Raw genomic sequence first — 24,362 nt, 5'->3', positions numbered from 1 at the left:
GGCGCCCGTAGCGGTGTTGCGCCCCCTGCGCGAGGGACCGATCGGCCCGTTCACGGGCAGGTCGGTGACGGTTTCGGCGAGCAAACGAGACCGGCGCGTAACCGTGCCTTCCCCGAACGGCCAACGGCCGAGGGCTACGGTGGTCCCTGGCCGGGGCACCGATCCGGCCCCCGTGCCGCGCGGCCAGGGTCCCGGTCGCGCCGCGGCGCGGCCTGCCGACCAGGGAGCTGCCTCGACGTGAATCTTCAGGTGACCACCGAGGACCACCAGGGCTGGACCGTGCTGTTCGTCTCCGGGGAGGTCGACTTCGCGGTCGTCCCGGAGCTGGGCGAACACGTCAGGCGGGCGGTGGCCCAGGGGCGCCACCACCTGGTCCTGGAGCTGACCGACGTCGTGTTCTGCGACTCGACCGGCATCGGCGCGCTGGTCGGCGCCCGGCGGTTGCTGCGGTCGTGCTCGGGGCAGTTGCGCCTCGTGCTGCCCGCGAACCAGGAGCACCACGTCAACCGCGTGTTCACCGCGCTGGGCCTGCGGCGGCTGTTCGATGTGCACCCGGTACTGGCGGACGCGCTCGCGGACGACGAGCCGGCGGGGGCCGCGGAGGCCGGCTGACCGCCCGGGCGATCATTGCTTGAGTCAAATGCCTGCGCTACGTTGCGGCCTGAAACGGCCGTCGCGTGGAAGGGCTTGGCATGGCACTCAAAGGCTCCAAGATCGTCGTCACCGGGGTCACCGGACAGGTCGCCGAGCCGGTGGCCAAGCTGCTCGCGCGCGACAACGAGGTCTACGGCGCGGCGCGGTTCACCGACGACGAGGCGCGTGAGCGGCTCGAGGCGGCGGGCGTGAAGTGCGTCAAGATCGACCTCGCCGCGGGCGAGGTCGCCGACCTGCCCTCCGACGCCGACTACGTCGTCAACTTCGCGGTGGCCAAGAGCGGCGACTGGGACGCGGACCTCGACGGCAACGCGGGCGGTGTGCTGTGGCTCATGGACCACCACCGCTCCGCCCGGGCGTTCCTGCACTGCTCGTCCACCGCGGTCTACCAGCCCAACGGGCACAAGGCGTTCAAGGAGTCGGACGCGCTCGGCGACAACCACCGCGTGTGGTCGTTCCTCGAGACCTACAGCATCTGCAAGATCGCCGCCGAGGGCGCGGCCCGTTGGGGCGCGGCGCGCTACAACCTGCCGACCACCATCGCGCGGCTGAGCGTGCCGTACGGCGACAACGGCGGCTGGCCGGCGATCCACTTCGAGATGATGCTCGCGGGCGCGCCGGTGCAGGTGCACTCGGACGCGCCGAGCGTGTACCACCCCATCCACGAGGAGGACATCGTCGCCTCGCTGCCGAAGCTCTTCCGTGCGGCCGGCACCCCTGCGACGACCGTCAACTGGGGCGGCAGCGAAGCCGTCAGCATCGAGGAGTGGTGCACCTACCTCGGCGAGATCACCGGCATCCAGCCGGAGTTCGAGCCGACCGACGAGACGATCAGCAGCGTCGCGCTCGACCTGACCCGCATGCACGAGGTCATCGGCACGACCGACGTGCACTGGAAGGACGGCATGCGGCGCATGGTCGCCAAGTTCCACCCCGAGCTGCTCAAGGGCTGACGCCCCCCGGCCGCGTGGTCAGCGGCCGAGCCCGGCCTCCAGCTGCTCGGCGCTGCGGCTGCGGATCAGGTCGTTGACCGCGAGGCCCGGGCCGACGTGCTCGAACAGCGCCGGCGGGTGGTACGTCACGTACATCGTGCGCCGCCCGCCGGCGCCGGTCGGGGCCGGCGAGGCGTGCAGCACGTCCGCGATGTGCACGGTCACGTCGCCCGGGTCGGTCGGCACGAGCATGTACGGCAGGTCGCCGAGGTCGCCCTTGTCGGGCGGCGGGCAGGTGCGCCCGTGCGTCCCGGCGACCGCCTCCAGGCAGCCGGTCTCCGGCGACGACCCGGTGAGCTGGATGCCGATGGCGACCGACGGGCACGTGATGTGGTGTCCGCCGAGGCCGCAGTCGGTGTGCCACGGGATGTTCGCCAGGCCCTTGAGCCGTCCGGAGGGCTTGAGCAGGACGCCGATGCCCTCCATACGGTCGGTGGACGGCGCCAGGTCGTCGTGCAGCAGCGAGGACAGCCGCAGCAGGCGCGGGTCGCGCGCGAGGTCGCCGATCATTCTGGAACGCTCGCTCGCGTAGACCAGGCGGCACAGCACGTCGGCGCCCGACTCGTCCTGCGCCCACCACGAGCGGTCGTCGCCGACCCGCGCCTCGGCGGCGAGCCGGTCGACCTCGGCGTCGAGCGCGGCGACCTCGTCGGCGGAGAACACCCCGCGCACCCGCATGACGCCGGTCGCATCGAAGAAGTCGGCGAGGTCCGCGTCGGTGTCGTCCAGCGTCCAGGCGCGCTCCAGGTCGACGGCGCGGCCGTGCCGGTCGGTGAGCGCGGCGCCCGTCGGCAGGAAGACCGGCACGCCCTGGTAGAGCGCGCGCAGCGCCGGTTCCCAGGCGAACAGGTCCAGCACGCTGCCGCCTTCGACCCGCACGTCCCCGGCGATCGCGAGGGCGGCGGCGGTGCGCAGCTGCGTGACGAAGTCGGTCCACGCGTGTGGGGACAGCGAGCACACGGAGCCGTCGGCGTCCGCGTCCGGGGCGGTGCCGCGGGGTTCGACGCGCAGCCGGCCGTCCTGCGCGCGGTACGTCCAGGCGGCGTCGTCGACGACGAGCGTCAGCGGGCGCAGCCCGGCGAGGCCGGTGGCGGCGAGCAGCCCTCTTTCGCCGGCGAGCAGCCCGGGCACGATGTCGCGGTGGTACGTCTCGGCGTCGATCAGGTCGGCCGCGTGCATGCTGTGCCCCTCCCCGCAGGTGACATCGGGCGCAGTATGCCGTGCCTGACGGGGTGTCACCAGGGTTGCGGGGGCCGGGTCGTGGAGCCCAACGAGTGAACCGAGGTTTATGAGGCTTTCGCGAGAATTGCCGGAATTGGTACGAATGGGCGTGACTTGTGTGATTAATGGTGTTCAATCGTCTTGATCATCCGTGACCGCGAGGCAGAGGCAGGCGCCCATGGACACCCCGGTATTCGACGACATCGCCGACCCCTCCTGCACATGCCTCGCGTGCGTGTCCGCCCGCAGGCAGGAGGCGCTCGCCCAACGGCACGGCGGCGGACCGGCGCGGCGCGCGCGCCGTACCGCCGCCACCGTGGTCACCGCCGGCTTCGTCGCCGCGGGCGTCGCGCCCGCCGCGGCCCGCGTGCTCGACCACGACACCGCCGTGGACGACCAGGGGCCGCGGCAGCCGCTGTCCGACGGGCCGCTCGACCAGGAGCAGCGGCCGTTCGACGGGACCGCGGCGGGCTCCGCCGTCGACGCCCTCGACGACACCTACGGGGACGTGGAGACGCCGCAGGGCGAGCCCGGCCCGCTGCGCTTCGGCGGTTCCAGCGGCGGCAAGACCGTAACGCCCGGGCTCGGTACGGCGGGGCTGGGCACGGGGCTCGCCACCGTCACCCGGCAGCAGATAATCGACCGCGCGCAGGGCTGGGCCGACCTCGTCGTGCCCTACAGCCAGTCCGGGTACCGGGGCGGCTACCGCACCGACTGCTCCGGCTTCGTATCGATGGCCTGGGGCCTGTCGGAGAACGCGTGGACGGGCAACCTCGACGACTACGCCGTGCTGATCACCAAGAGCGACCTCAAGCCCGGCGACATCCTGCTCTTCCACAACTCCGCCGACCCGGTGCGCGGTTCGCACGTGGTGATCTTCGACCGGTGGGTCGACGGGTCGCACACCAGCTACGTCGGCTACGAGCAGACCCCGCCAGGCACCAAGCACCGCACGATCCCGTACGCGTACTTCAGCTACGCCTCCAGCTACAAGCCCTACCGCTACAAGAACGTCGTCGACGACGGGACCGGCGGCGGGACGACGACGCCGAGGGGCGCGGTGTTCCCGGGCGCGCAGTACTTCGGCCCCGGGAAGTCGAACGCGTACATCACCCAGCTCGGCACCATGCTGGTCGCCGCCGGCTACGGCCGGTACTACAGCGAGGGGCCCGGCCCGACCTGGGGTTCGGCGGACCAGAACGCCACCGCCGCGTTCCAGCGCGACCAGGGGTGGACGGGCTCGGACGCCGACGGCATCCCGGGCAAGGACACCTGGGCCCGGCTCACCGCCGCGGCCGGAACGGGCGGCGGCTCGAGCGGCGGCGGCACGACGACCCCGCGCACGGGCAACGCGTTCCCGGGCGCGCAGTACTTCGGCCCCGGGCAGTCGAACGCGTACATCACCCAGCTCGGGCAGGCGCTCGTCGGCAAGGGCTACGGCGGCTACTACAGCGAAGGCCCCGGCCCGACATGGGGCGACGCGGACCGGAACGCGACCGCGGCGTTCCAGCGCGACCAGGGGTGGACGGGCTCGGAGGCGGACGGGATCCCGGGCAAGGACACGTGGGCGCTGCTGATGCGCTGACGCGCACCGGGCACGGCTCACGGCGAGCGGGATGAGGAGCACACGTGACACGTGATGACGCGGCCGGGGGCACCGGTGCGCCGGACGGGGCCGGCCCGGGCGGTGCGCGCCGGCGGCCGGGCGGTGCCGCGCGCGTGGTCGTCGTCTGGGACGGCGCCCCCCGGCCGGGTGTTCCCGACATAGCCGGCGCCGAACGCGGGTACCCGGACACCCGGCGTCCGCGAACGGCACACCCGGACCACCCGACACGCACCGAACACACCGCACCCACCGAACACGCAGGACACACAGCACAGACGGCGTACGGGGACACCGCACTCGACGGACGCATCCTGGACACCGCCGAGGTACGCGCGCTCAGCGCGGCCGGCCTCGGCTCGGCCGCCCCCGCCGCGCACGCGGCCGGACCGCGGGAACGAGGCACGCACATGGCGACACAGGCCACCCCCAACACCGCCCCGGAATCGGCGTACCCCGCCGAGACCACCGACGCCCACGAGGGCCTGTCCGCGACCGTCGTGCGCGCCCGATTCCCGCGCGCCGACCAGGACTTGCGCGAACGCAACGCGCTCACCCTGCCCGGCTGGCTGGCCGGCCCCGCGCTCACCGCGGCCGTCTGCGCCGGAGCCTGGACGCTCGCCGCGACCGGAGCCGTCGACTCGAGCCTGCCCGCGAGCGTGCGGAAGAGCCCGCTGCTGGACGCCTCGTCCACGACGGTCTTCACGGTCGGCGCCGTCGCGGCCGTGGTCGGCGTGGTGCTGCTGCTCGGCGTCATGGTCGTGCAGGCCGGAACCGTGCGGGTGCTCAGCCGCTTCGGGCGCTACAAGGGGACCGTGCGGCGCACCGGCCTGGTGTGGGCGGTGCCGTTCACCCGCCGCCGCAAGGTCGACGCGAGGCTGCGGCACTGGCGCAGCCGCCCCATGGACCTGACCGACCGCCAGGGCACCCCGCTGCAGGTGATGGTGCTGGTCGTGTGGCAGGTCCGGGACTCGGCCAGGGCGCGCTTCGGGGTCCGCGACCACGAGCAGTACCTGCGGCAGCAGATCGAGGCGGCGGTCAGCTCGGTCGCGGCGAGCCTGCCGTGCGACAGCTTCACGCGCGGCCACCCCTCGCTGCGGGACAGCGACACCATCGGCGAGGAGATGACCCGGCGGCTCGCGGGCGCGATGACGGCCGCCGGCGTGCAGGTGTTCTCCGTCCAGCCGCTGCACATCGACTACGCGCCGCAGGTCGCCGAGTCGATGCTGCGCCGCCGTATCGCGAGCCTGGACGCCTCCACCCGCACCGCCGTGCTGGACGACGTCGTCGACACCGTCTCGCAGGCGGTCGACCAGTTCACCAAGCGCGCGCTGGTGCGGCTCGACGAGGACGGGCGCACCGAGTTCGTCCGCGACCTGACGGTGGCCATGTACACCACGCGCGGCACCGCGCGGCCCGCCTCGCGCGACTGACCGGCCACCCGCTCCGGCACCTGACCGGTCACCCGGTCCGCGACCGCAATTCCGCGGGGGCCGGTGATGGTAGCATGATTCCGTTCTGTCGGCTCGCTCAAGAAATACGGTCGAGGCCCGAAAAACCTCGGAATACCCTGGCCCGGCGACCACAGAATGTGGGGCAGCCCATCCGAGGCGAGTGACCGATGAAACGGAGCGCGACAGTACCATGCTAGATGCCGCCGCTATTCGCGAGGATTCCGAGCGCGTCCGCCTGGCTTTGGCGAAGCGCGGGGTCCACGTCGATCTGTCGGAATTCCTGGCGATGGACGAGGAGTTCCGCCGGTCGCGGACCGAGTCGGAGCAGCTGCGCGCCGAGCGGAAGAAGCTGTCGGGCGAGGTCGCCAAGGCCGCGCGCGAAGGCGGCGACGTCGAGGCGCTGCGCGAGCAGGCGAAGGCCGTCGGGACCAGGCTCGCCGAGCTCGAGGCGCGGCTCGGCGAGGTCGAGGAGGCCCGTCAGCGGTTCCTCGACGCGCTGCCCAACCTGCCGGACGACGATGTCGTCGCGGGCGGCAAGGAGAACAACGCGGTGGTCCGCGAAAGCGGATCCAAGCCGGAATTCGAATTCACCGCCAAGGACCATGTCGATTTGGCGAGCGGGCTCGGCCTGATCGATTACAAGCGCGGCGCCAAGCTCGGCGGCTCCGGTTTGTGGGTGTACAGCGGAAACGGCGCGATGCTCGAATGGTCGCTGCTCAACTTCTTTGTCGAGGAGCACCGCAAGGACGGCTACGAATTCGTCCTGCCGCCGCACATCCTGACCTACGAGGCGGGCTACACCGCGGGTCAGTTCCCGAAGTTCGCCGACGAGGTCTTCGTCATCGAGCAGGGCGAGGACGGCCGGCCGGCGAAGTTCCTGCTGCCGACCTCCGAGACCGCGCTGGTCAACCTGCACCGCGACGAGACGCTGCCCGAGGCCGAGCTGCCGCGCAAGTACTTCGCGTACTCGCCGTGCTACCGCCGCGAGATCGGCAGCTACCGCGCGTCCGACCGCGGCACGCTGCGCGGCCACCAGTTCAACAAGGTCGAGATGTTCCAGTTCACCCGGCCGGAGGACTCCGCGGCCGCGCACGAGGAGCTGATCGGCAAGGCGGAGGCGCTGGTCGCGGCCCTCGGCCTGCACTACCGGGTGAGCAAGCTGGCGGCGGGCGACACCAGCCCGGCGATGGCGCGCACGTACGACATCGAGGTGTGGCTGCCCAGCCTCGACTCGTACATCGAGGTCTCTTCGGTCTCCAACTCCCGCGACTACCAGGCCCGGCGCGGCAACATCCGGTACCGCCCGGCGGACGGCAAGTCGGCGTTCGTCCACACGCTCAACGCCTCCGGCCTGGCCACCAGCCGGCTGCTGCCCGCGATCCTCGAGCAGCACCAGCAGGCGGACGGCTCGGTCGTCGTCCCGGAGCCGCTGCGCAAGTGGGTCGGCGCGGAGATCCTGAAGGCGCCCGGCGCCTGACGGTACGACCTGTTCGGCGCCCGGCCCCGCACACCGCGGGGCCGGGCGCCGGCGTTTTCAGGCCGACCCGCTGAGCGCCGCGCGGGTGAGCGGGGCGTTGCACGCGTTGCACGTCCACCGCGGGACCAGCTCGGCGCCGCACGCGCGGTGGGTGATGCGGACGCCTGCGCGGCCGTCGCTGGTGAACCACGCCCCGGACCAGGCGATCAGGCACGCGAACGTCGGGAAGAAGTCGTGGCCCTTCGGGGTGAGCCGGTAGCCGTGCCGGCGGCCGCCCGCGCGCAGCGGCTCCTTGGCGAGGATGCCCTGCTCGGTCAGCAGCGCGAGGCGGCTGGTGAGGGTGTGCGGGGCGGTGTCGTGCAGCGCGGTCTGGAAGTCGCCGAAGCGGCGGTGCCCGAGGAACGCGGCGGCCAGCAGCGCCGTCGACGTGCGGTCGGCGAGGACCGCGGCCGACGCGACCGGGCCCGCCGGGTCGGCGTCGCCCGCCGCCGGTCCCGCGCTCGCCGAACGGTGGTAGCGGCGACGCGGGTTGGTCGCGGCGAACGGCACGTCGGGGTCGACCTCGGCGGTCGTGTCGCGCGCGCTCAGACCGATCGCGCCGCACGCGCCGCACCCGAAGACCGGGTCGGTGCGGTGCCCGCACGCGTCGTGCACCAGCGGGGTGCGCAGCCGCAGCGGTGAGCCGGGCGCCCAGCGCCGGTCCCACGCGTGCAGGGCGACGAACGCGGGCCATGCCGCCAGTGCCGCCTCGGTCGCGGTGTACTCGGCGCGCTCCCCGGCGCGGACCAGGCCGTCGTCGGCGAGGTCGCGCAGCCGGCGCACCAGCACGGGATCGGAGATCCCGAGGCGCTGCTTGAGGTCGAGGAATCGGCCGGGTCCGGCGGTGAGCAGACCGCGGACGAGCAGCAGGTTCCACAGGTCGCCGAGCACCAGCAGGCCGTGCCCGAGTGAGGTGTGCCGGTTCGCGGCTGTCGCTTTCACTCTGGAAGTATTGCGCAGCCAGGAGTACCGTCGCGACCGCTTCAGGAACGTCGTACCACCCGGAACACCGAACGAGTGCGACCGCTCGGCGGAGGCGGAAATGACGGAAACCCGGAACGATACGCGCACTTCGGGACCCCTCGAGGGCGAGGAGAACCCCTATCTGCTGGGTGTGTACGCCCCGGTGGATACCGAGATCTCAGCTGACGATTTGGAAGTGATCGGTGAGATCCCGAGGGATCTCAACGGCGTCTACCTGCGCAACGGGCCGAACCGGAGGTTCCCCGCGCAGGGCCGCTACCACTGGTTCGACGGCGACGGCATGGTGCACGGCGTGCACTTCGAGAACGGCCGCGCGCGCTACGCCAACCGCTGGGTGCGCACGGCCGCGTTCGCCGCCGAGGACGCCGCCGGGCAGGCGCTGTGGACCGGTGTCATGGAGGACCCGAAGGGCAACCCGTTCGGCAACGGCCACGGGCTCGGCATCAAGGACTCCGCGAACACCGACGTCATCTTCTTCAACGGCCGGATCCTGTCGACCTGGTACCTGTGCGGGTCGCCGACGACGATGGACCCGCTGTCGCTGGAGACGCTCGGCGCCGAGACCTTCCTCGGCACGCTCACCGGCGACTTCATGGCACACCCGAAGGTCGACGAGGCCACCGGCGAGCTGTTCTGGTTCGACTACGGGCCCGAACCGCCTTACCTGCGCTACGGCGTCGTCGGCCCGGACGGCAAGGTCGCGCACACCGCGGACATCGGCCTGCCCGGGCCGCGGCTGCCGCACGACATGGCGATCACCGAGAACCACGTGGTCCTCATGGACCTGCCGCTGATCCAGGACCAGGAGGCGCGCCTCCAGGGCCGCTACCGGATCCACTTCGAACGCGAACTCCCGTCGCGCTTCGCCGTGCTGCCGCGCCGCGGGGACAGCGCGTCGGTGCGCTGGTTCGAGGCCGCGCCCGGCTACATCTACCACGTCGTCAACGCGTGGGAAGAGGGCGACGAGATCGTCATGGACGTGTGCCGGGTCAAGGACCCGCAGCACCAGCCGCGCATCCGCCACCCGCTCGCGCGCATGCTCGCCTACCTGCGGCTCGACGCCCAACTGTGGCGCTACCGCTTCGACCTGCGCACCGGCCGCACCACCGAGGGGCCGCGCGACGACGACAACACCGAGTTCCCGATGGTCGACTCGCGCGTGGTCGGGCGGCGCAACCGGTTCGGGTACGCCGTGCACATCGCCCCCGAGGACACGCTGCTGTTCGACGGCCTGGTCCGGTACGACCTGCACACCGGCGAGCGCCAGGACCACAGGTTCGGCCCGGGCCGGTGGGGCTCCGAGGCGCCGTTCGCGCCGCGTGACGGCGGGACCGAGGAGGACGACGGCTACCTGGTGTCCTTCGTGACCGACGAACGCGAGGGCCGCTCCGAAGTCGTGGTCCTGGACGCCGCCGACCTGGCCGCCGGACCGGTGTGCCGGATCCTGCTGCCGCAGCGCGTGCCGACCGGCTTCCACTCGTGCTGGGTGCGCGCCGACCAGCTGGACGGGGCCGCCCGGTGAGGCTGCATCCGCCCGTACGGGTCGCCGAGTTCCGCGCGGCCGGATGGTGGGGCGTCCCGACGTGGGACCGCCTGTTCCGCGACCGGACGGCCGAACGCCCGGACGCCGTGGCCCTCGTGGACCCGCCGGACAAGGCCGCCCACCTCGACGCGGAGGCGCTGCGCCTGACGTGGGCCGAACTGGACGCGTACGTCGACGACCTGGCGTGCCGTCTGCTCGCGCACGGGGTCGGGCGCGGCACCGTCGTCGGCGTCCAGCTGCCCAACAGCGCCGAACTGGCGGCCGTGTACCTGGCGGTGCACCGGCTTGGCGGCGCGGTCGCGCCGTTCCCGGTGCAGCACCGCGAACACGAACTGGGCACGCTCGGTGCGGTCGCCGGGCTTTCGGCGTTCGTCACGGCGACACGTGTCGGCAAGCGCGCTGCGGCCGCCGCCGCGCGGGAGGTCTACGGAGACGAGGTCACGGTCTTGGCGTTCGGCCCCGCCCGCGACCTGCCCGACGGCGTCGCGTCGCTCGACCGCGGGGACGCCGTCGGTCCGGACGAACTCGCCCGGCACATCAGCCGGTTCACCGCAGACCCGGGGGAGTGCGTCACGGTCTGCTGGACGTCCGGCACCGAGGCGACCCCCAAAGGCGTGCCGCGCTGTCCCGACGACTGGTCGCCGATGGCGCTCGGCAGCGTCGACGAGGCCGGGCTGACCGGCGACGACGTGCTGCTCAATCCGTTCCCCATGGTCAACATGGCAGGCATCGGCGGCATGTTCGTGCCGTGGCTGATGACCGGCGCGACGCTCGTCCAGCACCACCCGTTCGACGCCGGGGTGTTCTTCGAGCAGATCGCCAAGGAGCGCGTGACGTACACCGTCGTGCCACCCGCGCTGCTGTCGACGGTGCTCGCGCACCCTGCCCTGCCCGAGGGCGCCCTCGGCACGCTGCGCGTCGTCGGCTCCGGATCGGCACCGCTCACCGAGGCGATGACCGTCGGCTGGGCCGACCGGTTCGGCATCGAGGTCCTCAACTTCTTCGGCTCCAACGAGGGCGCCAGCCTGGTCGCCGGGCCCGTGACGGTGCCCGGACACCGCGACCGTGCGCACTACTTCCCACGCTTCGGATCCCCGACGCACACGTGGCGCAACCGGGCCTCGCACGGCATGCGCACACGCCTGGTCGACCTCGCCACCGGAGCCGAGGTCACCGCGCCGGACACGCCGGGGGAACTGCGCATCAAGGGGCCCGGCGTGTTCTCCGGCTACCTGCCGGTGCCGGGCCGACCGGACGCGTTCGCCGAAGCGTTCGACGACGACGGCTGGTTCCGCACCGGCGACCTGTTCGCGTACGCCGCCGACGCCGCGGGGGACCCGCGCTACCTGCGCTATGTCGACCGGGCCAAGGACATCGTGGTGCGCGGCGGCATGAACATCTCCGCGGCCGAACTCGAAGGCCACCTCGCCGGACACCCCGGCGTCGCCGAGTGCGCCGTCGTCGGCGTCCCCGACCCGGTGCTCGGCGAACGCGCCTGTGCCGTCGTCGTCCCGGCACCGGGCGCGGACCCGCCCGACCTCGCCGGCCTCGTCGGCTATCTGCGCGAGATCGGGATCGCGACCTACAAGCTGCCCGAACGCCTGGAAACCGTCGACGCGTTGCCGCGCAACCCGGTCGGCAAGGTGGCCAAGGCCGAGCTGCGCGCCCGCTTCGCGGCACCGGCCGAGGACGACTCCGCACCCGCAGTCCCGCCGGAGGAGGCACCATGACCGCGTTCATCCTGGGCGGCGCGCAGACCGACTTCGCGCGTCACTGGGCCAAGGAAGGCCTCGGGCTGCGCGACATGCTGCGCGAGGCCGTCGAAGAGGCGCTGGCCGACGCCGCCGTCGACGTGGCCGACGTCGACGTCGTGCACATCGGCAACCTGGCCGGGGAACTCTTCGCCGGACAGGCCCAGTTGGGCGGGCTCGCGGCACTGGCCGTGCCCGGGCTCGCCGGCCTGCCCAGCACCCGGCACGAGGCGGCGTGCGCGTCCGGCGGCACCGCGCTGCTTGCCGCCGACGCCGACCTGGCCGCCGGGCGCTACGACCTGGCGCTGGTGGTCGGCGTCGAACTGATGCGCAACGTGCCCGCCGACCAGGCCGCCGCGCACCTGGGCAGCGCCACCTGGGCCGGCCACGAGGCGATCGGCGCGACCTACCCGTGGCCCGCGCTGTTCGCCGAGATCGCCCAGGCCTACGACGAACGCTTCGGCCTGGACGCGGACCTGCTCGGCGAGATCGCCCGCTCCGCGTTCGCCAACGCGGCCCGCAACCCGCTCGCGCAGGCCCGCGACTGGCGTTTCGAGCCCTCGGCGTTCACCGCCGACGACACCGCGAACCCCGTCGTCGAGGGCCGGCTGCGCAAGACGGACTGCGGGCGCATCACCGACGGCGCGGCCGCCCTGCTCCTCGCCTCGCCCCGCTACGCGGAGGCCTGGGCGCGCGCCCGCGGCCGCAGCCTGGACACGCTGCCCGCGCTGCGCGGCTTCGGCCACCGCACCGACGTCCTGCCGCTCGCCGACAAGCTCGCCCGCCGCGACCCCGGCGGCGTGATGTTCCCGCACCTGGCCGGAACCGTCGCCGACGCCTACCGGCGCGCCGGCATCGCCGGGCCCGGCGCGATCGACGTCGCCGAACTGCACGACTGCTTCACCATCACCGCGCTCGTCGCCCTCGAACACCTGGGCCTGGTCGGCCCGGGCGAAGGCGGCAGGCTCGTCGAGGACGGCGTCGTCGCGGCCGACGGCACGCTGCCGGTCAACCCCGGCGGCGGCCTGCTCGGACTCGGCCACCCGGTCGGCGCCACGGGCGTGCGCATGGCGCTCGACGCCGCCCGGCAGGTCGCGGGCACCGCCGGGCCCCTGCAGGTCGAGGGCGCGCGCACCGCGCTGACGCTGAACGTCGGCGGATCGCTCACCACGACCGTCGCCACCGTTATCGGACGCGGAGAGGACGCATGACGGAAGCTCAAAGCGCGGACCAGGCCTACCTGTTGGCGCATGTGCGTACACCGCGCGGAAAGGCCTCGGCGCGTGGGGCGCTGGCGTCCGTACCGCCGCTCGACCTCGTCGTCGGGCTGCTCGACGCGCTGGCCGCGCGCACCGGCCTCGACCCGGCGCGGGTGGACGACGTCGTGCTGGGCTGCGCGGGCCAGGTGGGCGACCAGGGCGGGAACCTCGCACGCACCGCCGCCCTGATGGCTGGCTGGCCCGAGGCCGTGCCCGGGCAGACCGTCAACAGGTTCTGCGCGAGCGGCATCGACGCGGTGGCGCTCGGCGCGGCCCTGGTCCGCTCGGGACAGGCGGAGCTGGTGGTCGCGGGCGGCGTCGAATCCAGCTCGCGCGTACCGATGTTCGCCGACAAGGGGCCGCTGTGGACCGACCCGGCGGTCGTCGACCGGATCGGCAGCGTGCACATGGGCATCGCCGCCGACGTCGTGGCCACCGAAGAGGGGCGCGAACGCGGCGAGTTGGACGAGTACGGCGTCCGCACCCAGGAACGCGCCGCTCGGGCCTGGGCGGAAGGCCGCTTCAGCGACGGCGTCGTGCCGGTGACGGCCGCCGACGGGACGGTGCTGCTCGCCGCCGACGAGCACGTGCGCCCCGGCACCACGCTCGAGCAACTCTCCGGGCTGGAAGCGGCCTTCGCGGAGCTCGGCGCGTCAGGGCAGGACGAACTCGCGCTGCGCCACCTGCCCCACCTGAAGGAGGTGCGGCACCTGCACACCCGCGGCACCTCCCCGTCCCTCGCCGACGGCGCGTGCCTCACCCTGATCGGCACCGCCCGGCAGGCCGAACGCCTCGGCCTCACCCCGGTCGCCCGCATCGCGGCCTCCGCGAGCGCCGGCTGCGACCCGGTGCGGATGCTCGTCGCCGGGCAGACCGCCGTCGGTTGCGCGCTGGAACGCGCCGGACTCGCGAGCGGAGACGTCGACGTCGTCGAGTACGCCGAGGCCTTCGCGGCCCTGTGCCTGAAGATCCAACGCGACCTCGGTTTCGGCGACGACCGCTTCAACGTCAACGGCGGAACCATCGCCATGGGGCACGCCTTCGGCGCGACCGGCGCGATCCTCGTCGGCGCGTGCGCGGACGAACTACGGCGCTCAGGCGGCACCTTCGGCGTCGCGGCGGTCAGCGGCGCCGCCGGACTCGGCACCGCCGTCGTCCTCGAGGCGGCCGGATGACCCTAGGGCCTGTCTGGGGGACCCGGGCCTTGCGCCGGGCCTGGCCGACAAGATCCCCCCGACAAGCGCTGGGCCGGTCCGGCGCCGCCGCGTCGGGCGGCCGGGATGCCGGCGACCGTCAGCACCTCCACCACGTCCGGAAGGCCCGCCCGTGAAACGCTCCGTGTCCCTCGGCCTGTGGCAGGACCGGCCGCCCGCCGAGGTGCTGGTGACGGCCGAGGCCGCCGACCTGCTCGGCTACGCGGAGCTGTGGATCGGCGAGATGGCCACCTACGACGCCTTCGCCCTCGCCACCGCCGTCGCCGCCCGCACGGCGCGGATCCCGCTGACGGTCGGCCCGCTCGCGGTCACCGTCCGGGACCCCGCGACGATCGCCATGGGCGCCGCCTCGGTCGCCGACCTGACCGGCCGCCCGGTCTCCGTCGCGCTCGGCACGTCCTCCACCGTCGTCGTCGAGGACTGGCACGGACGTTCACGCGCCCGCGCCGGCCGGGCGCTGGAGGAGTCCGCCGTCGCCGTGCGGGCCCTGCTGTCCGGGGACCGCGCCGACCTCGACGGCGACGTGCTGCGCTGCCGCGGCTACCGGCTGCGCCTCCCGGCCGTCCCGGGGCCGTTGACCGTCGCCGCCTTCGGGCCGGCCGCACTGCGCACCGCGGGCCGGTACGCCGACCGGCTCGTCCTCAACCTCGTCTCACCCGAGACCGCCGCCGACCTCGTCGCCGACGTCGAGAAGGCCGCGGCCCAGGCGGGGCGCCCCCGTCCCACCGTCGCCGCCTGGGTGGGCGCCGCCGTGGGACCCGGGCACGAGGCGGGCGCCGAACAACTCCGGCGAGGGCTGGTCTCCTACCTCGCGGCCCCCGGCTACGGCGAGATGTTCGCCCGCGCCGGATACGCCGACCTGGTCGCCCACGCCCGTACCCGCCCGCACCCCCGCGAACTCCTCGCCGCCGTCCCGCGCGAACTCGTCGACGTCGTCGCCCTGTCCGGGCCCGACCGCGACGCGGTCGAGGCCATGACCGCGCGGTACGCGGCCGCAGGCGTCGACGAACTCGTCCTCGTGCCCTGCTCGACGGACGCCGACCCCGGAGGCGTCCAGACGCTCGACGTGCTGCGCTGACCGAAGGGAACAGGCGGGCGCCCGGTCGGGCGATGCCCGACCGGGCGCCGAAGAACCCTGTCCCGTAAGCCGGTTGGGGCTACACCGGGGTGGCGAGGGCCACGCCGAAGCGGTTCTCGCTGTCGGTCCACCAGCGGGTGACCGCGAAGCCGGCCCGTTCGATTTCGGCGGCCAGGCCGGAGGCGCGGAACTTCGCCGAGATCTCGGTGCGCATCTCCTCGCCGTCGGCGAACTCGACGACCAGGTCGAGGTCCCGCAGCTTGACCGTCTGGTCGCCGTGCGAGCGCAGCCGCATCTCGATCCACGCGTTCTGGCTGTCCCACACCGCGACGTGGTCGAAGCGGTCGACGTTGAAGTCGGCGTCGAGTTCGCGGTTGAGGACGCGCAGGACGTTGCGATTGAAGTCGGCGGTCACGCCGGCCGCGTCGTCGTAGGCGCGGACCAGGACCCCGGGGTCCTTGACCAGGTCGGCGCCGAGCACCAGGCCGTCCCCGGCGCGGAGTTGGGAGCGCACCGAGGCGAGGAACACCGCGCGCTGGTCGGGCGTCAGGTTGCCGAGCGTGCCGCCGAGGAATGCGACCAGTGTCGGGCCGGGGCCGTCCGGGATGCCGAGGTGGGCGTCGAAGTCGGAGACGACGGCCTCGACCGCCAGGCCGGGGTAGTCGCGCAGCAGCGCCTCGCCGGCCTCGACCAGCGCGGGTTCGCTGACGTCGACCGGTACATAGCGCTCCAACGAGCCGATCCCGCGCAGCGCGTCGAGGAGCAGCCGGGTCTTCTCCGAGGAGCCGGAGCCGAGTTCGACGAGCGTGTGCGCGGACAGCGTGGCGGCGATGTCCACCGCGTGGCGTTCGAGGATCTCGCGCTCGGCACGTGTCGGGTAGTACTCGGGCAATCGGGTGATGTCCTCGAACAACCGGCTGCCGCGTGCGTCGTAGAACCACTTGGGCGGCAGCCACTTGGGATGCGCGGTGAGGCCGAGCGCGGCGTCGCGGCGCAGCGCGTCGGCCAGGTAGCCGTCGGGAAGGTGGCCGCGCACGGTGAGGCTGGTCGGTCGGGTCACGGGGAGTCAGCTCCTGTCCGTCAACGGGTGCAGGTGAACGGCCTCCCTTGTGGCCGTCACGAGCGTGCGGTCCGGGACCGGGGTCCAGTCGCCGGCCGCGTCGGGTTCGGACGCGACGCGGACGCCGCCGGGGGTCTCCCGCACGTACAGCGTGTCGCCGTACGCGGTCGCGGTGATGGTGTGTCCGTCGGTCAGCAGCACGTTGAACCGGCCGTCGGTGTGCGCCGCCGCGTGCGTGACGACGTCGGCGACCGCCCGGGCGGCGGGCTCGCCGTCGAGGAGGAGACGGCGTATCAGCGCCCACAGCAGTGCCGAGTCGCAGCGCGACTCGAGGCGCAGCAGGTCGGCGGGAGGCAGTGCGGCGGCGAGGGCGCCGAGGCCGTCGGGCCACGCGTCGAGTCGGCCGTTGTGGCTGAACAGCCACGGTCCTTCGCGGTACGGCGCCGCGGCGTCCTCGCCCTGCGTGGTGCCGGCGGTCGCCGAGCGGACGGCGGCGAGCAGCGCGCGGGTGCGGGTGACGCGGGCGACGTCGGCGAACGACGGGTCCGCCCAGATCGGCACGGCGCGCCGGTAGCGGGCCGGGGCCGGGTCTCCGTCGGCGTACCAGCCGACCCCGAAGCCGTCGGCGTTGACCGTGCCGAACTTCTGCTCACGCGGCCGCCACGACTGCTCGTACAGTCCGCACGGGGGTTCGACGACCAGGCTCGCGATGCTCGCCGGGTCGCCCAGGTAGGCCAGATGACGGCACATCAGACCGGTCCCGCGTCGCGTGCGGTGCGGAAGCCCGCGAAGATCTGGCGGCGCTGCGGGTAGTCCCAGTTGCGGAACGTGCCGCGGCACGCGACCTCGTCGGCGCCGAACGAACCACCGCGCAGCACCTTGTAGTCCGAGCCGAAGAACACCTCGGAGTACTCCTTGTACGGCCACGCGACGAAGCCCGGGTAGCCGGTGAAGTCGGACGAGGTCCACTCCCACACGTCGCCGAGCATCTGCCGTACACCGTAGGCGGATTCGCCCGCCGGGTAGGCGCCGGCGGCGGCCGGGCGCAGGTGCCGCTGCCCGAGGTTGGCGTGGTCCGCGGTCGGCGGCTCGTCGCCCCACGGGTAGGTGCGCGAGCGGCCGGTGGCCGGGTCGTGCCGGGCGGCCTTCTCCCACTCGGCCTCGGTGGGCAGCCGTCGGCCGGCCCAGCGGGCGTAGGCGTCGGCCTCGAACCACGAAACGTGCACGACGGGTTCGCCGAGGGGCACGGGCTCCAGGACGCCGAAGCGGCGGCGCGCCCACTCGCGTCCGTCGCGCACCCAGAAGCCGGGCGCGGTCAGTTCGTCGCGGACCCGGTGCTCCCAGCCCTCGGTGGTCCACAGCCGCGGGTCGTCGTAGCCGCCGTCGTCCATGAACCGCAGGTAGTCGCCGCAGGTCACCGGGGTGGTGTCGAGGGCGAACGCGGCGACGTGCACGGCGTGCGCGGGCCGCTCGTTGTCCAGCGCCCACGGGTGCGTCGAAGTACCCATCGTGAACGAGCCCGCGGGGATCACGACTTCGGTGGGCGGCAGGTCGACGGCGCCGGGCGGCTCGGGCGCGTCGATGACCGGCGCGCCGGCGCGCAGCTGGTGCGTCGCCAGCATCGTCTCGTCGTGCTGCTGCTCGTGTTGCGCGATCATCCCGAACGCGAACGCGTCGCGGGTCAGCGGGTCGTCGCCCGGTGCGCGGTCGAGCAGGTCGAGGACGCGGCCGCGCACCTCGTGCGCGTAGCCGCGCGCCTCGGCCGGGCTGAGCAGCGGCAGTTGCGGGCGGGACGCGCGCGGGTGCCGGAACGCGTCGTACAGGTCGTCGATCTCCGGCCGCATCGGCTCGTGGCCGCCCACGCCGCGCAGCAGCCAGATCTCCTCCTGGCTGGCGATGTGCGCGAGGTCCCACACCAGCGGCGACATCAACGGCGAGTGCTGGCGCACCAGATCGGTGTCGTCGACGGCGTCGGTGAGCAGCGTCGTGCGGGCCCGGGCGCGTTCCAGGGCCTCGTAGGCGCGCTTGGCCAGTTCGTCGCGGGACGCCCTGAGGAACTCCGGGAGGTCGTCCGACGAGGTGTCAGCGGGCGGGTGCGGCATGGCGGGTCCCCTCGTGCGCGGCCCCCGGCAGGAGGTCGTCTCCGGGGCATCGGCCCCGGTCTGTGTAGCGGTAGGCGAATTCCACGGAATCTGCGAACACGTCGGCGGGGACGCCCATTCCCGGCAGCGCGTCGAGGGCGGCGGCGGTGAGCGCGCGGGCCGTCGTGCGCAGCAGCGGTTCGTTGAGGCCGAACCGGGCGGCACGCAGCCACCAGGCGTACGACGGCGCGGCGGCGACCGAGCGGGCGAGCTGCTCCGTGTGCTCCCAGGCCGCGGCGGACGCGGCGGGGTCGTCGAGCAGCGCGGTGGCGAGGGCCAGCGGCACGGTCCAGGTGCCGTCGGGCTGCGCGTCGATCATGCGCAGCTCCATGTGGGTGCCGTGCGCGCGCACCGGCGGGAACAGCGTGGACACGTGCAGGTCGAAGTCCGCGACGGTGGGCGCGGGGGTGAGCGCGCCGCGCGTCCAGTCGCGGAAGGTCATGCCCTCGGGGACGAGCCACTCGGCGGGTTCGTCGCGGCGCACGCACATGACCGGCGCGTCCATGACGTAACGCGCCCACGCCTCACGGGGATCCGTGCCGGCGTCGTGCGCGGGCGGGCGGGTGCGGAACGCGTCGAGCCGCGACCAGGCCAGCTGGCGGGTGGACGCCCAGCCGGTCGACCGGCCGCCGTGGTGCGGGGAGTTCGCGAACATCGCGAGCAGGACCGGGCCGATGCGGTGCGCGAGCGCCCAGCGGTGCCGCAGGCCCGCGGTGTCGTCCGTGTCGTCGCCGGGGTCGAGGCACACCTGCACGGAGGCGGTGCTGCACATCATGACCCGGCCCCAGTGCCCGTTGCGGTCGAAGTAGCGTTCCATGGCGACGTAGCGGGGCAGTTGGAGGCTGCGGCGCGGCAGGCGGTAGGCGTCGACGCCGGCGCCGGTCAGCACCAGACCCGCCTCGGCGGCGGTGTCGTGCATGAGGGCGGCGTCCTGGCGCGCCGCCTCGATACATCGCGCGAGCGAGGGATGCGCGGCGGAGCTGAGTTCCAGCTGGCCGCCGGGTTCGAGGGTGACGCGGCCGCCGGCGGGCAGCGGGCCGGTGCCGAGCGCGGCGTTGACGCGTTCGCCGGTGACGGGCCACGCGGGGTCGGCCTCGTCGCACACGAGCCACTCGATCTCGACGCCGACCCGCCCGGGCGGGCCGGTGTGGAAGCCGGTGGCCGCGGCGTGGAGCTCGGCCTGCTGTTCGGTCAGGGGTTCCGATCCCGGGACGGGCGCGAGACCGGGTGCGCCGCCGGCGGATATGTCACCGGGCGTGTCGGACCCGCTCTGCGGCGCTGCACTGATGTGGGACATCTCGCCCCCTCCTGGGAGGAAAAACCGCTTCGAACACGATCCAGGAGCCGCCTACCCGTTAGCCAGAGCGAGCATGCTTACCGAATTCGGACAAGTGTTCGCCACTGGCGTGACCGGAGGGTGTCTCCATGGTTGCCCATGGATGTCGATCATGGTCGAAAAAATTCCCGCGCGCTCGCGGGACGGCTACCCAGAGTGGCGGTCAGGACTCGTAGGTCGTCCCGATCGGCGGGTGGTCGTTCCAGGTGACGAACACCGACGAGGTGCGGTCGCCCTTGGTGAAGTCGACACGCAGCCAGCGGTCGCCCGGCCATACCTTGACCGCCCAGCCCGAGTTGGGCGTCGCGGCGATCAGCGACGCGGAGTCGGTGCCGAACGAGAACGACGCGCGGCCGCCCTTCACCTCGAAGCTCTGCGTGCCGCCGGACACGTCGTCGGCCGGGGCGGCGGGCGCGACGCCCTGGGTGCTCGCCGGTCCCGTGGAGGGCGGCGACGCCGTGCGCGTGGTGGCCGACGGCGACGGGGACGCCGACGGGCGCGCGGACGACGGCGCGGGGCGCGCGGTGGCCGAGATCGTCGCGTCGCGCGCCGGCGTGCCGCCCACCTGGGGGGCCGGCCCCTGGACCGACTGCGCGGCCAGCTCGGGCGCGCGCGGCGGCTCGAAGACGGTGTCGCGCAGCACCGTCCGCACGCCGTACCAGGACAGCGCCACGGCGGCCGCGGTGGCCGCCAGCCAGGCCGCGCTCCTCGTGATCGTTCGTCGCACGCGCACATACTGCCGCGTCCCTTCGCGGGCCCCGGTACCGGACCGGGTTTCCACCGGGATTCGGACGTATGTGCCCGCGTAGCGACCGGTCCCGATACGGTTTCGGGCCATGGCACAGGTGCTCGTGGTCGAAGACGACCAGGTCGTACGCTCGGCGCTGATCCGCTACCTCTCGCAGGAAGCCCACGGCGTACGCAGTGTGGGCACCGCGCTGGAGGCGCTCCGCGAGGTCGCCCAGCATCCGTTCGACGTCGTCATCCTCGACCTGGGCCTGCCCGACCTGGACGGCGGCGAGGCGCTCAAGATGCTGCGCGGCATATCCGACGTGCCCGTCATCATCGCCACCGCGCGCGACGACGAGGCCGAGGTGGTGCGGCTGCTCAACGCGGGCGCCGACGACTACGTCACCAAGCCGTTCTCCGGCGAGCACCTGGGGGCGCGCATGTCCGCCGTGCTCCGGCGCTCGCGCGGGCGCGCGGCCGGGGACGTGCTCCAGGTCGGCGGCCTGCGCATCGACACCCGCCGCCGCGAGGCCGACCTGGACGGCGCCCCGCTCAACCTGACCCGCCGCGAGTTCGACCTGCTGGCCTTCCTCGCGTCCCGGGCCGGCGGGGTCGTGCCGCGCCGCGAGATCCTCGCCGAGGTGTGGGGGCAGGCGTACGGCGACGACCAGACCATCGACGTCCACCTGTCCTGGCTGCGCCGCAAGCTCGGCGAGACCGCCCGACAGCCGCGCTACCTGCACACCGTGCGCGGCGTCGGGGTCCGCCTGGAGCCTCCCGCGTGAGAGGCACCCTGGTCCGCGTCGCGCTCGCGGTCACGACCATGGTCGCGCTGGCCTTCCTGATACCCCTGGGGCTGGTGGTGCGCGAGATCGCCCGCGACCGGGCCTTCGCGGACGCCGAGCGGCAGGCCGCCGCGCTCCAGCCGGCCCTCGTCATCACCGCCGACCAGTCGAAGCTGGACCGGGCGCTGGCGAGCGTCCCCGCGGGCGCCGACGGCCGTATGGCCGTCTATCTGCCCGGGGGCGGGGTCGTCGGCCACCCCCGGGCCGGGGCGCCCGCCCTGGAGCGCGCCAGGGGTCGCGCGCAGGCCTTCCGGGTGCGCACCGGGAACGGCTGGTCGCTGCTGCAGCCCGTCGCGCTCGACCACGGCGACGTCACCGTGATCGAGGTGTACGTCCCGGGCTCCGACCTCGAACGCGGCGTCGGCACCGCCTGGCTGGTGCTCACCGGAGTCGCGGTCGCGCTCGTCGGCGGCTCGCTGGTGGTCGCCGACCGGCTCGGCGCCCGCGTCGTCCGATCCGCCAAGGGCCTTGCGGGCGCGGCCCAGACGCTCGGCGGCGGCGACCTGAGCGTCCGGATCACTCCGCAGGGCCCCACCGAACTGCGCGACGCCGCCAGCGCGTTCAACACCATGGCGGACCGCGTCGAGCAACTCATGGCCGCCGAACGCGAACTCGCGGCCGACCTGTCCCATCGGCTGCGCACGCCGCTGACCGCGCTGCGCCTCAACGCCACCGCGCTCGGCGAGGGCCCGGTCGCCGACCAGACCCGGCACGCGGTCGCGCAACTGGAGCGCGAGGTCGACCAGATCATCCTCACCGCCCGCCGGCACAGCGCGGTCGCCGAGCCGGTCGGCAGCGACCTCGCCGAAGTGGTGCGCGACCGCATGGCGTTCTGGTCCGCGCTCGCCGAGGACGAGGACCGCGACTGGCGGCTGGACGGCGCGCGCGAGGCCGACGGGCCGGTGCGCGTGCCGGTGCCGCGCGCCGAACTGGCCGCCGCCGTGGACGCGATGCTCGGCAACGTCTTCCGGCACACCGCCGAGGGCACGCCGTTCGCGGTCACCCTGCACGTCGGCGGCCCGGCGGCCGAAGGCACCGTGATCCTGCTGGTGGCCGACGGCGGGGCCGGAATCGCCGACCCGGCCGGCGCGATGCGCCGCGGGCACAGCGCCGGCGGCGCCGGGTCCACGGGCCTCGGCCTGGACATCGTGCGCCGCGTCGCCGAGTCGACCGGCGGCGAAGTACGCCTGGAACGCTCCGTGCTGGGTGGGGCGCAGGTCGCGGTGCGGTTCGGCGCCGGTGGCGGGAATCCGCCGGAGCGGCGCACCAGGCGCGCCCGGCGCGGGCGCCGCAAGACCGGGGCGCGCTGACGTCGGGGCACGCAAAAAGGGGCGCGGGCGCACCGGGTGGGGGTGGGTGCGCCCGCGCCAGGGGATTGCATCCCCTAATGGCACAGACCCTGGGGGGTTGGGTCGAGCCTCGGCCGTCCCTGGAGGGGGGGAGCCCCGTGAATTCCGGGACGGCCTGCGGTGCAACGTTAACGACTGGGGCCGTGCTTGAACACCTGATCCGGCCGATTTAAGGAAGGCTTAAGTCGAACGGGTCACTCAGGTGCGCGCTATGCCCCACCTGTGACGGATCGTCAGACAGGTAGCCGACGGATGGCCGCCGACCTGCCGGGAAACGGCTCCCGGGCCGGTCAGGAGGCCGCGACGGTGGTCGGCTCGTGGCGTACGGGGAAGTTCACCGAGCGTGCGATGAAGCACTTGGCGTGCGCCGTGACGTGCAGCGACTCGGCCTTCGCGGCCATCGCCGGGTCCGCGACGGTCACCTGCGGACGCAGTACGACCTCGGTGAACTGCCCGGCGCCGTCCCGCTCGGTGACCATGACGCCCGACGCGTTGTCGCGGTAGTCGGTCACCACGACACCGGACTGCGCGGCCAGCGCGAGGAACCACAGCATGTGGCACTGGCTCAGCGACGCGACCAGCAGGTCCTCGGGGTTCCAACGGGCCGCGTCGCCGCGGAATCCGGGGTCGGCCGAACCGAGAAGCACCGGCTTCCCGGGAATGCGGACGTCGTGGTCGCGGCTGTAGCCGCGGTAGTTGACGGTGCCTTCTCCGGTGTTTCCGGTCCACTCGATCTCGACCGAGTAGTGGTGCTCGGGGGAGTGCGCTGCCATGGCGGGACCTCCTGGCGTGACGTCGCGTGATCGGACGTCCATGTATACGCCGCAGGTCGGCGGCCCGGACACCCGAGCCCGCCCGCGCACCCGGGTGCGCTCCGTGACAGGCTGGAAGGAACCAACGGGAGAGTCGGAACACATGTGCTGGAGTGCCACTGCGGACACCGTCGCAGGAACCGTCGTCAGTGCCGTGGGGATCGCGACCCTGGCTTGCGTACGACGGCCCCGTGACGCCGTGTTGGCCGCGGTGCCGCTCGTCCTCGGCGCCCACCAGCTGATCGAGGCCGTGGTGTGGCGCGGCGAGGAGGGCGAGGTCTCCGACGGCGTCGCGGAACTCGCCCGCAACGTCTGGGCCTTCATAGCCTTCCCGCTGCTGCCGTTCATGGTGCCGCTCGGCGTGCTGCTCGCCGTGTGGCCGCAATCCGGGCCCGGCAGAAGGCGCTTGCTCGGCGGGCTGTTCGCGGTGGGTGCGGTGGCGTCCGCCGCGCTCGCGAAGGCGCAGTGGGAGCGCGGCGTCGACGCGCACATACACGGACACACCGTGCAGTACTCCATAGGCATACCGAACGCCCATCTCGTCATCGCCGCCTACCTGGTCGCCACCCTCGGGGCCCTGCTCGCCTCCGGGGACCGCCCGTTGGTGCGCTTCGGCGTGGTGGGCGCGCTCGGCGCGGCGTTCTGCGCCTGGATGTGGACCGTCGAGTTCGCCTCGACGTGGTGCGCGCTCGCCGCCGTCGGGTCCGTGATGCTGCTCGCTTGGGTGCGAGGACGGCCGAGCGAGCGGAAGCAGGCCGGGGACCGCGCGCTCGGGACGGTGCGCGCGGGATCCTGACCGCCGCGCGCGGGCCCGCGCCGCA

General features: G+C 73.5%; 21 protein-coding genes. 13 read left to right on the top strand and 8 right to left on the bottom strand.

Annotation, left to right across the window (positions count from 1 at the left end; all coding sequences use genetic code 11):
- Positions 1-237: 237 nt before the first annotated feature.
- Positions 238-612, top strand: a complete 375-nt coding sequence (locus tag QI554_RS07005; protein WP_281467063.1) for an STAS domain-containing protein — start codon at positions 238-240, stop codon at positions 610-612.
- An 80-nt stretch (positions 613-692) separates the two neighbouring features.
- The gene (locus tag QI554_RS07000) at positions 693-1,607 is read left to right on the top strand and encodes an NAD-dependent epimerase/dehydratase family protein (RefSeq protein ID WP_281467062.1); all 915 of its coding nucleotides are present in this window, start codon (positions 693-695) and stop codon (positions 1,605-1,607) included.
- A gap of 18 nt (positions 1,608-1,625) precedes the next feature.
- Here QI554_RS07000 and QI554_RS06995 read toward each other — a convergent pair whose 3' ends face one another.
- A complete protein-coding gene (locus QI554_RS06995; protein WP_281467060.1) occupies positions 1,626-2,825 on the bottom strand; it encodes a phytanoyl-CoA dioxygenase family protein in 1,200 nt (399 codons plus the stop codon).
- 220 nt (positions 2,826-3,045) lie between these two features.
- Between QI554_RS06995 and QI554_RS06990 the strand changes: the two genes are divergently transcribed.
- The 3 genes from QI554_RS06990 (at position 3,046) to serS (ending at position 7,401) form a co-directional block, all read left to right on the top strand.
- The gene (locus tag QI554_RS06990) at positions 3,046-4,452 is read left to right on the top strand and encodes a peptidoglycan-binding protein (protein WP_281467058.1); all 1,407 of its coding nucleotides are present in this window, start codon (positions 3,046-3,048) and stop codon (positions 4,450-4,452) included.
- A 44-nt stretch (positions 4,453-4,496) separates the two neighbouring features.
- Positions 4,497-5,903 carry an SPFH domain-containing protein gene (locus tag QI554_RS06985; RefSeq protein ID WP_281467056.1) on the top strand — a complete coding sequence of 469 codons (1,407 nt, stop codon included), beginning with the start codon at positions 4,497-4,499 and terminating at the stop codon, positions 5,901-5,903.
- A 211-nt stretch (positions 5,904-6,114) separates the two neighbouring features.
- Entirely contained in the window at positions 6,115-7,401 is a 1,287-nt protein-coding gene (gene serS / locus QI554_RS06980; protein WP_281467054.1) for a serine--tRNA ligase, read from the top strand.
- Positions 7,402-7,458: 57 nt separating this feature from the next.
- On the opposite strand, the gene QI554_RS06975 is transcribed toward serS, so the two are convergent.
- The gene (locus QI554_RS06975) at positions 7,459-8,382 is read right to left on the bottom strand and encodes a winged helix-turn-helix transcriptional regulator (RefSeq protein ID WP_281467053.1); all 924 of its coding nucleotides are present in this window, start codon (positions 8,380-8,382) and stop codon (positions 7,459-7,461) included.
- Positions 8,383-8,482: 100 nt separating this feature from the next.
- On the opposite strand from QI554_RS06975, the gene QI554_RS06970 reads away from it, so the two are divergent.
- The 5 genes from QI554_RS06970 (at position 8,483) to QI554_RS06950 (ending at position 15,269) form a co-directional block, all read left to right on the top strand.
- A complete protein-coding gene (locus QI554_RS06970) occupies positions 8,483-9,946 on the top strand; it encodes a carotenoid oxygenase family protein (protein WP_281467051.1) in 1,464 nt (487 codons plus the stop codon).
- Positions 9,943-11,697 (top strand): class I adenylate-forming enzyme family protein, encoded by a 1,755-nt coding sequence (locus QI554_RS06965; protein ID WP_281467049.1) that lies wholly within the window; start codon positions 9,943-9,945, stop codon positions 11,695-11,697. The genes QI554_RS06970 and QI554_RS06965 overlap by 4 nt, the downstream gene beginning before the upstream one ends.
- Entirely contained in the window at positions 11,694-12,929 is a 1,236-nt protein-coding gene (locus QI554_RS06960; protein WP_281467047.1) for an acetyl-CoA acetyltransferase, read from the top strand. Before QI554_RS06965 ends, QI554_RS06960 begins: the two co-directional genes overlap by 4 nt.
- Positions 12,926-14,152 carry an acetyl-CoA C-acyltransferase gene (locus tag QI554_RS06955; RefSeq protein WP_281467045.1) on the top strand — a complete coding sequence of 409 codons (1,227 nt, stop codon included), beginning with the start codon at positions 12,926-12,928 and terminating at the stop codon, positions 14,150-14,152. Before QI554_RS06960 ends, QI554_RS06955 begins: the two co-directional genes overlap by 4 nt.
- 151 nt (positions 14,153-14,303) lie before the next feature.
- Positions 14,304-15,269: an LLM class F420-dependent oxidoreductase gene (locus QI554_RS06950; RefSeq protein ID WP_281467043.1), complete on the top strand. Its 966-nt coding sequence runs from the start codon at positions 14,304-14,306 to the stop codon at positions 15,267-15,269.
- Positions 15,270-15,348: 79 nt separating this feature from the next.
- Here the strand turns inward: QI554_RS06950 and egtD are convergent, their stop codons facing one another.
- From egtD to QI554_RS06925, 5 genes are all read right to left on the bottom strand, one after another.
- A complete protein-coding gene (egtD, locus tag QI554_RS06945) occupies positions 15,349-16,329 on the bottom strand; it encodes an L-histidine N(alpha)-methyltransferase (RefSeq protein WP_281467041.1) in 981 nt (326 codons plus the stop codon).
- A 6-nt stretch (positions 16,330-16,335) separates the two neighbouring features.
- A complete protein-coding gene (egtC, locus tag QI554_RS06940) occupies positions 16,336-17,079 on the bottom strand; it encodes an ergothioneine biosynthesis protein EgtC (protein WP_281467039.1) in 744 nt (247 codons plus the stop codon).
- The gene (gene egtB / locus QI554_RS06935) at positions 17,079-18,431 is read right to left on the bottom strand and encodes an ergothioneine biosynthesis protein EgtB (RefSeq protein ID WP_281467037.1); all 1,353 of its coding nucleotides are present in this window, start codon (positions 18,429-18,431) and stop codon (positions 17,079-17,081) included. The genes egtC and egtB overlap by 1 nt, the downstream gene beginning before the upstream one ends.
- Complete coding sequence (egtA, locus tag QI554_RS06930) at positions 18,412-19,767, bottom strand: ergothioneine biosynthesis glutamate--cysteine ligase EgtA (protein ID WP_281467035.1); 1,356 nt, start codon at positions 19,765-19,767, stop codon at positions 18,412-18,414. Before egtA ends, egtB begins: the two co-directional genes overlap by 20 nt.
- 202 nt (positions 19,768-19,969) lie before the next feature.
- Positions 19,970-20,533 (bottom strand): hypothetical protein, encoded by a 564-nt coding sequence (locus tag QI554_RS06925; protein ID WP_281467033.1) that lies wholly within the window; start codon positions 20,531-20,533, stop codon positions 19,970-19,972.
- A 109-nt stretch (positions 20,534-20,642) separates the two neighbouring features.
- Here QI554_RS06925 and QI554_RS06920 point away from each other — a divergent pair, with 109 nt between their 5' ends.
- Together QI554_RS06920 and QI554_RS06915 are read left to right on the top strand one after the other, a co-directional pair.
- Positions 20,643-21,320 carry a response regulator transcription factor gene (locus QI554_RS06920; protein ID WP_281467031.1) on the top strand — a complete coding sequence of 226 codons (678 nt, stop codon included), beginning with the start codon at positions 20,643-20,645 and terminating at the stop codon, positions 21,318-21,320.
- Complete coding sequence (locus QI554_RS06915) at positions 21,317-22,690, top strand: sensor histidine kinase (protein ID WP_281467029.1); 1,374 nt, start codon at positions 21,317-21,319, stop codon at positions 22,688-22,690. The genes QI554_RS06920 and QI554_RS06915 overlap by 4 nt, the downstream gene beginning before the upstream one ends.
- A 329-nt stretch (positions 22,691-23,019) precedes the next feature.
- Here the strand turns inward: QI554_RS06915 and QI554_RS06910 are convergent, their stop codons facing one another.
- Positions 23,020-23,502 (bottom strand): OsmC family protein, encoded by a 483-nt coding sequence (locus tag QI554_RS06910; protein WP_281467027.1) that lies wholly within the window; start codon positions 23,500-23,502, stop codon positions 23,020-23,022.
- Between the two features lie 142 nt (positions 23,503-23,644).
- On the opposite strand from QI554_RS06910, the gene QI554_RS06905 reads away from it, so the two are divergent.
- Positions 23,645-24,337 (top strand): DUF6629 family protein, encoded by a 693-nt coding sequence (locus QI554_RS06905; protein WP_281467025.1) that lies wholly within the window; start codon positions 23,645-23,647, stop codon positions 24,335-24,337.
- Positions 24,338-24,362 lie beyond the last annotated feature (25 nt).

The organism is Yinghuangia seranimata (assembly GCF_029953285.1).
GTDB lineage: Bacteria > Actinomycetota > Actinomycetes > Streptomycetales > Streptomycetaceae > Yinghuangia > Yinghuangia seranimata.
The sequence above is the reverse complement of the archived record's forward strand: the minus strand, read 5'-3'. Positions and strand labels throughout refer to the sequence as shown.

Coding starts and splice junctions, on each gene's coding strand:
- QI554_RS07000 (WP_281467062.1), top strand. CDS start 693: ATGGCACTCAAAGGCTCCAAGATCGTCGTCACCGGGGTCACCGGACAG.
- QI554_RS06995 (WP_281467060.1), bottom strand. CDS start 2,825: ATGCACGCGGCCGACCTGATCGACGCCGAGACGTACCACCGCGACATC.
- QI554_RS06990 (WP_281467058.1), top strand. CDS start 3,046: ATGGACACCCCGGTATTCGACGACATCGCCGACCCCTCCTGCACATGC.
- serS (WP_281467054.1), top strand. CDS start 6,115: ATGCTAGATGCCGCCGCTATTCGCGAGGATTCCGAGCGCGTCCGCCTG.
- QI554_RS06970 (WP_281467051.1), top strand. CDS start 8,483: ATGACGGAAACCCGGAACGATACGCGCACTTCGGGACCCCTCGAGGGC.
- QI554_RS06960 (WP_281467047.1), top strand. CDS start 11,694: ATGACCGCGTTCATCCTGGGCGGCGCGCAGACCGACTTCGCGCGTCAC.
- QI554_RS06955 (WP_281467045.1), top strand. CDS start 12,926: ATGACGGAAGCTCAAAGCGCGGACCAGGCCTACCTGTTGGCGCATGTG.
- egtC (WP_281467039.1), bottom strand. CDS start 17,079: ATGTGCCGTCATCTGGCCTACCTGGGCGACCCGGCGAGCATCGCGAGC.
- egtB (WP_281467037.1), bottom strand. CDS start 18,431: ATGCCGCACCCGCCCGCTGACACCTCGTCGGACGACCTCCCGGAGTTC.
- egtA (WP_281467035.1), bottom strand. CDS start 19,767: ATGTCCCACATCAGTGCAGCGCCGCAGAGCGGGTCCGACACGCCCGGT.
- QI554_RS06920 (WP_281467031.1), top strand. CDS start 20,643: ATGGCACAGGTGCTCGTGGTCGAAGACGACCAGGTCGTACGCTCGGCG.
- QI554_RS06910 (WP_281467027.1), bottom strand. CDS start 23,502: ATGGCAGCGCACTCCCCCGAGCACCACTACTCGGTCGAGATCGAGTGG.
- QI554_RS06905 (WP_281467025.1), top strand. CDS start 23,645: ATGTGCTGGAGTGCCACTGCGGACACCGTCGCAGGAACCGTCGTCAGT.